Genomic DNA, 13,012 nt, shown 5'->3' with positions numbered 1-13,012 from the left:
GGACGTCACCCACTGACGGACGGGAGGCGCGGGGCGGCCCCGCACCGCGCCTCCCGGTCCGTCCTTCCCCACCTTCGGAACCCCTCCGCACCCGGAAGGCACCCATCGTGTCCAGCACCCCCCTCGCGCCGACGCTGTCGGCGCCCGGTGCGCCGAAGCGCACCGATCCACCCGCGCCGCGCAAGCGGCGGCCACTGCGGAACGTCGGTCGAGCGGTCCCGCTCCTGCCCGCCCTCGTCCTGCTCGTCATCTTCCTGCTCGGCCCCGTCATCTCGTCGTTCTACGGGTCGTTCACGAACTCCGCGCTCACCGGCGCCGGCGCTGCAGACCAGCAGTTCGTCGGCTTCCAGAACTACGTCGAACTGTTCCAGGACCCGGACTTCCCGAAGTCCGTCATCCTGACGGTCGTGTTCCTCCTCGCCTCGGCGGTCGTGGGACAGAACGTGCTGGGGCTCGGCCTCGCACTCCTGATGCGCTCGGCCAACAAGGCGGTCCGCGCGATCGTCGGCACCTTCGTCGTCGCCGCCTGGGTCCTGCCGGAGATCGTCGCCTCGTTCGCCGCGTACGCGTTCTTCAACGACGAGGGCACGCTCAACGAGTTCCTGGGGTCCATCGGCATCAGCGGACCGAACTGGCTCTACACGTTCCCGATGTTCGCCGTGATCCTGGCGAACATCTGGCGCGGTACGGCCTTCTCGATGCTCGTCTACTCCGCCGCCGTGCAGGAGGTCCCCGAGGAGATCACCGAGTCCGCCGAGGTCGACGGTGCCACCGGGTGGCAGCGCCTCGTCTACATCACCTTGCCGGTGATCCGACGGAGCATCTCGACGAACCTCATGCTGACGACGCTGCAGACGCTGTCGGTCTTCACCCTCATCTTCGTGATGACCGGGGGTGGGCCGGGCACGAACTCGTCGACCCTGCCGATCCTCGCCTACCAAGAGGCGTTCAAGTTCTCGCAGCTCGGCTTCGGGACCGCGATCGCGACCATCCTGCTCGTGGTGGGGGCGGTCTTCTCGATCATCTACATCCGAGCCCTCAAGCCGGAGGTGGACTGATGGCCATCACTGCCCCGTCCCTCGACCCGACCACCACCCGATCGGTGACCGCTCCCGGTTCGCTGCACATGACGTCGCCCCGCGGCCGCACCATGCGGTGGGTGGCGAACGTCGTGCTCCTCGTGATCGCGGTGTGCTTCGCGGTCCCGCTCCTCTGGCTCGTCCTCGCCTCGGTCGACACCCAGGCGTCGCTGTCCGTGAAGCTGCCGACGCAGTTCACGTTCGACAACTTCACGAAGGTGCTCACGCCCGAGCTGTCGTTCATCCCGCTCGCGAACAGCCTGCTGCTCTCCGGCGGCACGGCGGTCGTCACCGTGGTCTTCGCACTGCTCGCCGCGTACCCGCTGTCCCGCTACAAGATGCGGGTCAACAAGCCGTTCCTGTACAGCATCCTGTTCGGGACCGGCCTGCCGATCACCGCGATGATGGTGCCCGTCTACGCGCTGTTCGTGTCGCTCAACCTGATCGACAACGTGTGGGGCTGCATCTTCTTCCTCGCCGCCACGTCGCTGCCGATGGCGATCTGGATGGCGAAGAACTTCATGGACTCCGTGCCGATCTCGCTCGAGGAAGCAGCGTGGACCGACGGGGCGTCGATGATGACCACCCTGACGCGCATCGTCGTCCCGCTCATGCGTCCGGGCATCGCCGTCGTGTTCATCTTCGTGTTCATCCAGGCGTGGGGGAACTTCTTCGTCCCGTTCGTCCTGCTGCTCTCGCCCGAAAAGGTGCCCGCCGCGGTGAGCATCTTCAACTTCTTCGGGCAGAACGGGGCGGTCGCGTACGGACAGCTCGCCGCGTTCTCCATCGTCTACTCCGTGCCCGTCATCGCCCTCTACGTGATCGTGTCCCGAGGCCTCGGCGGCGGCAACGCCCTCGCCGGCGGCATCAAGGGCTGATCTGCTGGCCCCGGCCGGCTCTCTCGAAAGGAACCACATGCACCAGGACGAACCGCTCGTCGAGGCCCGGATCGCCCGCCTCGTTCGCGACCGCGTCGACCCCGCCGTCCACCGCCGCTCGGCGCCGGTGACGATCGAGGCGTGGGAGGTACCGGGCGAGCCGGTGCCGTTCGACTCCGCCGTCCAGCAGGCGTACACACCGTTCACCGTGGGCAGCGCCTGGGGTGGCCGGCCGTGGGGGACCACCTGGTTCCGGATCACCGGCACCGTCCCCGCCGACTTCGGCACGGCGCCGGGCACCACCGCGGAGCTGCTCGTCGACCTCGGGTTCACGAAGCGGCACCCGGGGTTCCAGGCCGAGGGACTGGCGTACCGGCCCGACGGTTCCACGATCAAGGGCGTCGAGCCGCGGAACGACACCGTGCCGGTCGAGGTCGGTGCCGGGGAGTCGTTCGAGCTGTACGTCGAGGCCGGTGCGAACCCGGACATCGGCGGCGACTCGTTCCAGGGCGCGACGCCCCTCGGGTCGCGCTCCACCGCGGGTGACAAGCCGATCTACCGGGTGCGCGCCCTCGAACTCGTCGAGCGCGACGACACCGTGTGGGAGTTGCAGCAGGACTTCTGGGTCCTGCGCGGCCTGATGGCGGAGCTGCCCACCGACGGCACCCGCGGCGCGGACATCCTGCACGCCCTCGAGCTCGCAGCCGACGCGCTCGACCCCGACGACGTCGCCGGCACCGCAGCCGACGCCCGCCAGGTTCTCGCACCCGTGCTGGCCGTCCCCGCGAGCGCCGCGGCACACCGGGCGATCGCCGTCGGCCACGCCCACATCGACTCCGCCTGGCTCTGGCCGGTGCGCGAGACGATCCGCAAGTGCGCCCGCACCTTCTCGAACGTCCTCGACCTGATGGACCGCGACCCGGACTTCACCTTCGCCTGCTCGTCCGCGCAGCAGTACGCGTGGATCCGCGACGGCTACCCGTCGATCTGGGCCCGCATCAAGCAGCGCGTCGCCGAGGGCCGGTGGATCCCGGTCGGTGGCATGTGGGTCGAGTCGGACACGAACCTGCCCGGTGGTGAAGCGCTCGCCCGACAGTTCGTCGCCGGCAAGCGCTTCTTCCTCGAGGAGTTCGGCATCGACACCACCGAGGCCTGGCTGCCCGACTCGTTCGGCTACACCGGCGCGCTGCCCCAGATCGTCCGCGCCGCCGGCTCGAAGTGGTTCGTCACCCAGAAGCCGTCGTGGAACGAGACGAACGTCATCCCGCACACCTCCTTCCACTGGGAGGGCATCGACGGCTCGCGCGTCCTGACGCACCTGCCGCCGGCCGACACCTACAACTCCGACGTCTCCGCCGCCGACCTGCACCGCGGCGAACGGAACAACAAGGAGCGCGGGGTCGCGAACACCTCGATGCTGCTCTACGGCTTCGGTGACGGCGGCGGTGGACCCACCCGCGAGATGGTCGCCGCAGCCCGACGCCAGCACGACCTGGACGGCTCGCCGCGCGTGCAGCTCGGCACCCCGGCGCAGGTCTTCGAGGAGCTCGAACGGGTCCTGCCGACCCCCGGCGTGTGGTCCGGCGAGATGTACCTCGAGTTCCACCGCGGCACCTACACGTCGCAGATCCGCACGAAGCAGGGCAACCGCCGCTCCGAGCACCTGCTCCGCGAAGCCGAGCTCTGGGCATCGACCGCGGCCGTGCGCCTCGGGCTGGACTACCCCTACGAAGAGCTCGAGCGCGCCTGGCACACCGTCCTGCTGCAGCAGTTCCACGACATCCTGCCGGGGTCCTCGATCGCCTGGGTCTACGAGAACGCCGAGGAGAACTACGCGCAGATCGCCCGGGTGCTCGAGGGGCTGATCGGCAACGCGACGACCGCGCTCGCGAACGGGGGCGCTGCGGCGCTCGCCGGGGTCGGGGCCTCGTCGTCGACGGCCGCCGGCGGCAGCAGTGCGCTGCTCGACGCGCCGTCCGGCGGCGACACCGTCGGCGGTAGCGGCTCGTCCGGGAACGTCGTGCGCTTCAACGCCTCGCCGGTCGCGGCAGGGGACGCAACCGCCCTGGGTGGTTCGCTCGGCTCGGAACCCCGACCCGTGCCTCCCGTCCGCTCCGGCGACCACTTCGTGTTCGACACCGGCGTCGTCACGGCGACCATCGACGGAGCCGGGCACGTCGTCTCGCTCGTCGACCGCGCGAGCGGACGCGACGCGATCGCACCGGGTGCGGCCGCTGCCGAGTACACGGTCTTCCGCGACACCCCGAACCAGTGGGAAGCGTGGGACATCGACCGCGCGTACCAGCGCAACGGCACCGTGCTGTCGGCCTCGTCGGTCGCGATCGACGGCTCTTCGCTCGTGGTGGAACGGTCTTTCGGGTCGTCGACGCTCACGACCCGCTACTCGGCCGTCGAGGGCGGGCCGGAACTCACCATCGAGACCGAGGTCGACTGGCACGAGCACCAGAAGCTGCTGAAGCTGGCGTTCCCGGTGGACGTCCGTGCGTCGTCCGCCTCGAGCGAGATCCAGTTCGGCCACATCGACCGGCCGACCCACCAGAACACCTCGTGGGACCACGCCCGCTTCGAGACCTCGGCGCACCGCTGGGTGCACGTCGCCGAGCCCGGGTTCGGCGTCGCGGTGGCGAACGACTCCACCTACGGACACGACATCACGCGCTCCACGCGGCCCGACGGCGGCACCACGACGCTCGTGCGCGAGTCACTGCTGCGCGGGCCGACGTTCCCGGACCCGAACGCCGACCAGGGGCACCACGTGTTCCGGACGGTGCTGCGGGTGGGGGCATCGGTGCTCGATGCCGCCGACTCCGGCTACCGGCTGAACCTGCCGGTGCGCTCTGTCGCCGGTTCGACCGTTGTTTCGCCGCTGGTCTCGGTGTCGTCGCCGCAGGTGTTCGTCGAGGCCGTGAAGCTCGCCGAGGACCGCTCCGGTGACGTGGTCGTGCGACTGTACGAGGCCTCCGGTGGTCGGGCGACCGACGTCGGGGTGTCGTTCGGGTTCGACGTCGCTTCGGTGGCGACGGTGGACCTGTTGGAACGCCCGCTGGGGAATTCGTGGGACTCGGGGGAGCCGGTCGTGCTCACGCTCCGGCCCTTCGAGATCGTGACCTTGCGGGTACGCCGGGCCTGAGGCAGCGGGGCCGGTCCCCTCGGGGGAGAGACCGCGGCGCCGGACGGGACACGGGTGCGTTCCGTCCGGCGCCGCCTTCTGTGTGGTGCGTGGGGGCCTGGGTGGGTGGCGCGGGTACCTGGTCGATTCGGGCGTAGGAGGTCGATTCGGGCGTACCTGGTCGAAAGTTCCGACCAGGTACGCCCGATTCCACTTGGCATCGCGGCCGTTGTGGGAAGGAACGTCCTTCCTCCACAGACGGGAAAGCCTGGAGGCCCGTCCACAGTCCTCGACGTCAGCCCGCTGGGCGCATGGCGGGTCGGGCAACGTCTCATCCATGAACGAACCGCTGCCCATCCTCCGAGCCTCGCCCACGCGAGAGGCCGGACTCGACGCCACCACCCTGCGCCGCCGGACCCGACTCCAGGGTCCGGGCCGACTCGTCCGGGCAGGGCCGAACGCGTTCGTCGACGGGGCAGCGTGGGACGCGGCCGGGACACGGCAGCGGTACGTCACCCGCGTGTACGCGCGGCTCGGCCGGCTCGGCCGGCTCGGCCCGCGGGCGACGGCATCGCACGACTCAGCGGCCGCGGTGCACGGGCTGCCCGCGCTCGGCGGGTGGGGCGTCCCGGTGCACGCCACCGTGCCGGATTCGATGTACCGGGGCAGGACCCCCGAGCTGGTCCTGCACACGAGACCGGTGTCCGGTGCCGAACGGGTCCGGGTCGGCGACCTCGCAGTGACCGCGGTCCCGCGGACGGTGATCGACATCGCGATGACCGGAGACCTGCGCACGGGGGTCGTCGTGGCAGACGCCGCGCTGCGCAACGGGACCGGGCGCGACGAGCTGTGGCGAGCGGTGCACCCGAGTGCTCGCGGGCGGGCGCGGGCAGCGCAGGTCCTCGACCTGGCCGACGGGCGTTCGGGTTCCCCGGCGGAGTCACTCGCGCGCGTGGTCTTCCGCGAGCTCGGGTTGCCTACGCCCGTGCTGCAGCAGGAGTTCGTCGTCGATGGTCGCCGGTCCGCCGTCGACTTCTGGTTCCCCGCAGAAGGCGTCGTCGTCGAGATCGACGGACGCGCGAAGTACACGCAGGAGCGCTACCTCGGGGGCCGCAGCCAGGCCGAGGTGTTCCTCGACGAGAAGCGGCGGCACGGTCGGCTGCTCACCGTGCCGGGTGTCCGGACGATCATCCGGCTCGAGTGGCGAGACCTGTTCGACCTCGATGCGCTGGCGCTCCGGTTCCGCGCCGCGGGGTTGCCCTGCGCGATCCGCCCGGTCCGGAGCGCCCGCCGCACCGCAGTCGGTGGGCGTCGGTGAGCCGGCTCAGCGCGTCGTGGTTAGCGTGGCGGCATGGGAGTGCAGGAGATCTGGCTCGTCCGCCACGGTGAATCGCTCGCGAACGTCGCCGCCGCCCGAGCGGAGGCCGCGGGCGACGACGTCATCGACGTCCAGTACCGTGACGCCGACGTCCCGCTCAGCCCGCTCGGCGAGTCGCAGTCGCGGTCGCTCGGGCAGGAACTCGCCGATCGTGGCATCGACGACGTCCCCGTGGCGCTGTGGGTCTCCCCGTACCTGCGTGCGCAGCAGACCATCGAGATCGCGCTCGGGGCCGGCGGACTGGCCGAGCCGGAGAGACGGGTGGACGAGCGGCTCCGCGACCGCGAGCTCGGCGTCCTCGACCTGCTCACCCTGCAGGGTGTCCGGAACCGGCACCCCGACGAGGAACGTCGCCGGCAGTGGCTCGGCAAGTACTACCACCGGCCAGCGGGCGGTGAGTCCTGGGCCGATGTGATGCTCCGCCTCCGATCGGCACTGGTCGACGTCGACCGGATCGAGGGCACCGAGCGGCTCGTCGTCGCGGCCCACGACGCCGTCGTGATGCTGGTCGTGGCGGTGTGCCTCGACCTCGACGAGCCGGCGCTCATGGAGTTCGCTCGGACGCACGCGGTCGCGAACGCCTCGCTCACACGACTCCGGCGCGAACGTGCCGGTGCACCGTGGGTGCTCGAGGAGTTCTCCTCCGTCGGGCACCTCGACGACGACGAGGTCACGGCACACACCGGCCGGAAGGACGACGAGCATGTCCGCTGAGACCGTCACCCCGAACTTCCTGCGGGACTGGCCGCTCCCCGAGCCCGGCGCCGGCAAGTACGGTCGCGGGCAGGTGCTCGTGGTCGGCGGCGCAGCGCGGACGCCCGGAGCCGCGATGCTCTCGGCACTCGCTGCACTCCGGGTGGGAGCGGGGCGGCTCACCCTCGCAGTGGGACGGAGCATCGCGAACGAGGTCGCGGTCGCCGTGCCCGAGTCCGGCGTCGAACCGCTCGACGAGGACGCGGACGGTCACGTCGCCGTCGGTGCCATCGAGGGGATCGCCGCCGCCGCCGCGAGTGCGGACGCGCTGCTGGTCGGCCCGGGGCTCGACGAGCTGAACGGCACCCGTGACCTGGTGGCCGGCCTCGCCGACGTCGTCGGACCACAGACCACCGTCGTGCTCGATGCGTTCGCCCTCGGGGTGGCGGCCGACGTGCGGGACCGTCTGGAACCGCTCCGGGGTCGGCTGGTGATGACGCCCAACTCCGGCGAAGCCGAACGGCTCCTCGGTCGGGAGGGCAGCGACGACGACGTGGCCGACGCGATGGCGATCGCGCAGCGGTTCGGTGCGGTCGTGGCCCTCGGGGACGCCATCGCGACTCCGAAGGGGCGGAGCTGGATCAAGGGCACCGGCTCCGGAGGACTCGGCACCAGCGGCAGTGGGGACGTCCTGTCGGGTGCGGTCACGGGGCTGCTGGCACGGGGTGCCGATCCCGCGCAGGCAGTGGCGTGGGCGTCCTACGTGCACGCGGCTGCGGGTGACCGGCTCGCGGTGCAGGTCGGCCCGCTCGGTTACCTGGCGAGCGAGCTCGTAGCCGAGATCCCGCGGGTGCTCGTCGAACTCGGCGCCTGAGCTCGCCCGTTCTTTCCCAGGGCGCGCGCGATACCTGATGTTCTCGGGCATACCTGCCAGGAACTTCTGACCAGGTACGCCCGAATCGACCAGGTACGCCGCCCGCCCGCCCCGCGCCCCCGCCCCACCCCGCCCCGCTCAGCCCTGCAGCGCCTCCACGGCCTTCGCGATGCGCCGCGCTCGGGTCTCCGGCGCCTTCGCCTGCGACACCGGGTCGGCGAGCGCTCGCTGCCGCGAGTTCGACAGCGTGTCGAAGGCCGCACGGACCCCGGCCTCCTGCAGCGCAGCCGCCAGGTCGTCGGGCAGGTCGATGACCCGGGGCTGCGTGTCGACGACGAGCGTGACCTCGACGGTGTCCCCGGCAGCGATCCCGGCGGACTCGCGGTGTGCTGCGGAGAGCGGCACCAGGAACTGCTCGTCCATGACCCCGACGGTGGACCGGTAGGTGTAGCCGCCGTTGATCGTGACGACCACGGGTGGGCGCTTCCCCGAGCCGAGCGCATCGATCACGGACGACGGGACCGGGAGCCCTGTTGCCGTCTTCCTCGCCAGCAGGACCGTCGTCGTGAACTGCATCCGTGCCTCCAGGCCGTGAACCGGAGCACGCACCGAGCGTGCCGCCAGGCGAGATCGTACCGGCGCACCCGCTGTTCCGCAGCCGTTCACCGGCGCAGCACGGGCCGGAAACCGGCCGCCTCCACGATCGTCCCGGGCCGAGAACCGCGGCCCGACCCGAAGCACCCGCAGCACCCACCCGAAAGGCACCTCCCGTGCAGCACAAGCGCACCATCGCCGGCATCGCCCTCGCCGCCGCAGCGATCGTCACCCTCGCCGGATGCTCGGCCACGAGCTCGGCCAGCACGACGAAGGACGACACGAACTGGAAGACCGCCACGAGCGCCGAGGCCTCCGGCGGCATGGACGCCCTCGTGAAGGCCGCGAAGGCCGAGGGACAGCTCAACGTCATCGCGCTGCCGCCGTCGTGGGCCAACTACGGCAAGATCATCGACGGCTTCACGAAGAAGTACGACATCAAGGTCAACTCCGCGAACCCGAACGGCTCCAGCGCCGACGAGGTCGCCGCGGTGAAGTCGCAGAAGGGGCAGTCCACCGCTCCCGACGTGCTCGACCTCGGCAACGCCGTGCTGCAGGAGAACCTGGACCTGCTGACGGACTACAAGGTCGCGAACTGGAGCGACATCCCGGACACGCTCAAGGACAAGGACGGCGCCTGGACCCGCGACTACACGGGCCTGATGTCCATCGGCTACGACTCGTCGAAGATCACGGACGCACCGAAGGACCTGACGGACCTGCTCGGCTCCGAGTACAAGGGCAAGGTCTCCATCGCGGGCGACCCGACGCAGGCGAACCAGGCCGCATCGGCCGTGTACCTGGCAGCGCTCGAGAACGGCGGCTCGGCCGACGACATCACCAAGGGCGTCGACTACTTCGGCAAGCTCAAGCAGGCCGGCAACTTCCAGAACGTGCTGCCCACGCAGGCCACGGTCGCCTCGGGTGAGACCCCCGTGGTCATCCAGTGGTCGTACAACAACCTCGCGTGGGGCCCCGCAGCGGGTGCGAGTGGCAACAAGGACTGGAAGACCGTCGTGCCCGAGGGGCAGGCGCTCGGCTCGTACTACTCGCAGGCGATCAACAAGGACGCCCCGCACCCCGCCGCCGCTCGCCTGTGGCAGGAGTACATCGCGAGCCCCGAGGCGCAGAACCTGTACCTGCAGGCCGGTGCGTTCCCCGCGACGCTCTCCGCCCTGGAGCAGTCCGGCAAGGTCGACCAGGACGCCCTCGACGCCGCCGGTGGTGCGCCGAAGGACTACGTCGAGCTGACCGACGCCCAGGTGGCAGACGCCGCGAAGGTGCTGTCGGCCAAGTGGTCCTCCACGATGGGGTCCTGACCAGCATGACCACCGCATCGGCGGGCGCGCCCGCGCCAGCGGCGAGCGCACCGGCGACGAGCGCGACGAGCCCCGTGCTCCCGACGTCCGCACGAGCGTCCGCCGATGCCACCCGCGGCGCCGGACCCCGTGTCCGGCGCCGTGTCGGCCTGGCGTGGCTGGGCCTCACCCCGTTCGCCGCGTACGTCCTGCTCTTCCTCGCCGTCCCCGCGGTGATCGCGGTCGGCAGCGGGTTCTTCACCGACGACGGCGCGTTCACCCTCGCGAACCTCGCAGCGTTCGCCGATCCGTCCGTCCTGCGGGCCTTCGGCGGCTCGTTCGGCCTGTCCGCGGTGTCCGCCGTGATCGGCGCCGTCATCGGAGCGCTCGTCTGCTGGGCACTGTCGGCACTGCGGCCCGACGGGCTCGTCCGGTCGATGATCGACTCGGCCGCGAGCGTCCTCGCCCAGTTCGGCGGCGTCATGCTCGCGTTCGCGTTCATCGCCACGATCGGCGTGCAGGGTCTCGTCACGACGTGGTTGGTGTCCCTCGTCGACGTCGACCGCAACGCGACCGGCGCCTTCCTCTACACGGTGCCCGGTCTCGTGATCCCCTACGTCTACTTCCAGGTGCCGCTGATGGTCCTCACGTTCATGCCCGCGCTCGAGGGCGTGAAGACGCAGTGGGGCGAGGCCGCCGCCACCCTCGGTGCCTCCCGCGCCACGTACTGGCGCCGGATCGCCCTGCCCGTGCTCGCACCGGCGTTCTGGGGCTCGTTGCTCCTGCTCTTCGCGAACGGCTTCTCGTCGTTCGCCACCGCCGCGGCACTCATCTCGCAGGGCGGCATCGTGCCGCTCACGATCCGCACGCAGCTCACGAGCGAGACCCTCATCGGTCTGCAGAACGTCGCCGGGGTGCTCGCGTTCGGCATGGTCGTCGTGATGGCGGTCGTGATGGGCGCGTACTCGCTGCTGCAGCGCCGGGCTGCCCGGTGGCAGCGATGAGCGCGGCAACGCCGGTGGGCCCGTCGCGTCCGGCGGCGGTCGCGTCCGGTCGGTCGGGAGGCCCGTCCCGCGTCGGCCGCTTCGGCACGGCCCCGTCACGGGGCACCGCCACGGCCGTGCTCACGGTCGTCGGGATCGTCTTCGCCGTCCCGCTGGCCGCGTTGGTGCAGTTCACCTTCCGCCAGGGCACCGACGACGGTCTGACCTTCGCGCACTGGGCGGCCATCGTCGACCCGGTCAACGCGTTCACCTACCAGCCGGTGTTCGACGGCCTCGGGGCATCGCTGCTCATCGCCGCCATCACCGTCGGCATCGTGCTGTTCGTCCTGCTGCCCGCCCAGGTCATCACGGCGCTGCGCTACCCGAGGCTCCGCCGCGTGCTCGAGTTCGTCTGCATCGTCCCGATTACGGTCCCTGTCGTGGTGCTCGTCGTCGGCTTCATCCCCGTGTACCAGGTGGTCTCGCGGGTCTTCGGGTCCGGCGCGTGGACGCTGGCCTTCGCGATCGGCATCGTCACGCTGCCGTTCGCGTTCCGCCCGATCGCCGCCGCCATCACCGCGACGGACATGACGGTGCTGTCCGAAGCTGCCCGGTCGCTCGGCGCCTCGTGGTGGACGGTCACCTGGCGGGTGCTCCTCCCGAACCTCCGCCGGGGCATCACCGCCGCGTGCTTCCTCACCATCACGGTGGTCCTCGGCGAGTACACGCTCGCCTCGTTCCTGTCCCGCACCACCTTCCAGACCGCGCTCGTGCTCGTGCAGCAGACCGACCCGTACGTCGCCGCGATCTTCTCGGTCGCGGCCCTCGTGTTCGGCTTCGTCCTGCTCGTCGTCATCGGCCGCATCGGGACCGGCCGTCGTGCCGGCCGTGCCCGCACCGTCCGCACCACCCGCGTCAAGGAGTCCGCATGACCGTCACCGCACCGGCAGCCCCGGCGTCCCTCGTCTCCACCGGCGCCGTCGTCGAGCTCGAGGCCGTCGAGAAGCACTACGGCACGCACCGGGCCCTGGCCGGGCTGTCGCTCCGTGTCGAACCGGGCGAGTTCGTGTCCCTGCTCGGCCCGTCCGGCTGCGGCAAGACGACGGCGCTCCGAGCGCTCGCCGGCCTCGAGGCCATCGACGCCGGAGCCATCCGCATCGACGGCCAGGACGTCGCCGCCACCCCGGTGAACAAGCGCGACATCGGGATGGTGTTCCAGCAGTACTCGTTGTTCCCGCACATGACGGTGCGGCAGAACGTGGCCTTCGGCCTCGAGATGCGCCGCGTCCCCGCCGCCGAGCGCAGGAGCCGCGTCGTCGAGGCGCTCGACATGGTGCACCTGGGCGAGTTCGCCGAGCGCTTCCCCCACCAGCTGTCGGGTGGCCAGCAGCAGCGCGTCGCCCTCGCCCGCGCCCTGGTCACGCGGCCCCGCGTCCTCCTGCTCGACGAGCCGCTGTCCGCCCTCGACGCCAAGGTGCGCGTCTCGCTCCGTGAGGAGATCCGCCGCATCCAGAGCGACCTCGGCATCACCACGGTGTTCGTCACCCACGACCAGGAAGAGGCGCTCGCCGTCTCCGACCGCATCGCCGTGATGAACGCCGGCGACATCGAGCAGATCGGCACGCCGGAAGAGCTCTACCGCTCCCCGTCGTCGGCGTTCACGGCGGACTTCGTCGGCCAGTCCAACCGGCTGCAGGGTGACCTGCGCGGCGGCGACGTGTTCGTGTACGGGTTCCGTGTGCCCGCGCTGGACGCCTCGGTCGCCGACGGGCCGGTGCTCGCCTACGTCCGACCGGAGGACGTCGCGTTCGCCCCGGAGGGCACCACCGGCACCGTCGTGTCGTCGAGCTTCCTCGGCTCGATCCGCCGCACCACCGTCCGGCTCGACGACAACACCGTCGTGACCGTGCAGCACGAGGTCGGCGACCGTCGCGCCGCCGGCGAGTCCGTCGCCGTCCGCCTGCTCGGCGCCCCCGTCGCGGTCGCCCCGCTCACGTAGCACCCGCCCCGCTGCCCCACCGCAAGTTTCGCGACAGGTGCGCCCAGACTCGGCCAGGGCGACAGTTCTCGCGACGAAACTGGCGAGAACAGTCGCTCACCCCGAG

11 protein-coding genes are annotated in these 13,012 nt (G+C 71.0%); 10 read left to right on the top strand and 1 reads right to left on the bottom strand.

Annotated elements, in window-relative coordinates:
- The first annotated feature begins 107 nt into the window (after positions 1-107).
- From ABH929_RS00415 to ABH929_RS00390, 6 genes are all read left to right on the top strand, one after another.
- Positions 108-1,058 carry a carbohydrate ABC transporter permease gene (locus ABH929_RS00415; RefSeq protein WP_404559746.1) on the top strand — a complete coding sequence of 317 codons (951 nt, stop codon included), beginning with the start codon at positions 108-110 and terminating at the stop codon, positions 1,056-1,058.
- Entirely contained in the window at positions 1,058-1,957 is a 900-nt protein-coding gene (locus tag ABH929_RS00410) for a carbohydrate ABC transporter permease (protein ID WP_404559745.1), read from the top strand. Before ABH929_RS00415 ends, ABH929_RS00410 begins: the two co-directional genes overlap by 1 nt.
- Before the next feature lie 37 nt (positions 1,958-1,994).
- A complete protein-coding gene (locus ABH929_RS00405; protein ID WP_404559744.1) occupies positions 1,995-5,108 on the top strand; it encodes an alpha-mannosidase in 3,114 nt (1,037 codons plus the stop codon).
- Between the two features lie 316 nt (positions 5,109-5,424).
- Positions 5,425-6,405 (top strand): hypothetical protein, encoded by a 981-nt coding sequence (locus ABH929_RS00400; RefSeq protein ID WP_404559743.1) that lies wholly within the window; start codon positions 5,425-5,427, stop codon positions 6,403-6,405.
- 33 nt (positions 6,406-6,438) lie between these two features.
- Complete coding sequence (locus ABH929_RS00395) at positions 6,439-7,179, top strand: histidine phosphatase family protein (protein WP_404559742.1); 741 nt, start codon at positions 6,439-6,441, stop codon at positions 7,177-7,179.
- The gene (locus ABH929_RS00390; RefSeq protein ID WP_404559741.1) at positions 7,169-8,032 is read left to right on the top strand and encodes an NAD(P)H-hydrate dehydratase; all 864 of its coding nucleotides are present in this window, start codon (positions 7,169-7,171) and stop codon (positions 8,030-8,032) included. Before ABH929_RS00395 ends, ABH929_RS00390 begins: the two co-directional genes overlap by 11 nt.
- Before the next feature lie 138 nt (positions 8,033-8,170).
- On the opposite strand, the gene ABH929_RS00385 is transcribed toward ABH929_RS00390, so the two are convergent.
- Entirely contained in the window at positions 8,171-8,608 is a 438-nt protein-coding gene (locus ABH929_RS00385; protein WP_205463273.1) for a YdeI/OmpD-associated family protein, read from the bottom strand.
- A 194-nt stretch (positions 8,609-8,802) separates the two neighbouring features.
- Between ABH929_RS00385 and ABH929_RS00380 the strand changes: the two genes are divergently transcribed.
- Genes ABH929_RS00380 through ABH929_RS00365 form a run of 4 tightly spaced genes read left to right on the top strand, consistent with a single transcriptional unit; the run spans position 8,803 to position 12,906 of the window.
- A complete protein-coding gene (locus tag ABH929_RS00380) occupies positions 8,803-9,945 on the top strand; it encodes an ABC transporter substrate-binding protein (protein WP_404559740.1) in 1,143 nt (380 codons plus the stop codon).
- 5 nt (positions 9,946-9,950) lie between these two features.
- Positions 9,951-10,928, top strand: coding sequence for an ABC transporter permease (locus tag ABH929_RS00375; RefSeq protein ID WP_404559739.1), 978 nt, complete (start codon positions 9,951-9,953; stop codon positions 10,926-10,928).
- A complete protein-coding gene (locus ABH929_RS00370) occupies positions 10,925-11,839 on the top strand; it encodes an ABC transporter permease (RefSeq protein ID WP_404559738.1) in 915 nt (304 codons plus the stop codon). Before ABH929_RS00375 ends, ABH929_RS00370 begins: the two co-directional genes overlap by 4 nt.
- Entirely contained in the window at positions 11,836-12,906 is a 1,071-nt protein-coding gene (locus tag ABH929_RS00365) for an ABC transporter ATP-binding protein (RefSeq protein ID WP_404559737.1), read from the top strand. Before ABH929_RS00370 ends, ABH929_RS00365 begins: the two co-directional genes overlap by 4 nt.
- The last annotated feature ends 106 nt before the right edge of the window (positions 12,907-13,012 follow it).

The organism is Curtobacterium sp. AB7 (assembly GCF_044909335.1).
GTDB lineage: Bacteria > Actinomycetota > Actinomycetes > Actinomycetales > Microbacteriaceae > Curtobacterium.
The sequence above is the reverse complement of the archived record's forward strand: the minus strand, read 5'-3'. Positions and strand labels throughout refer to the sequence as shown.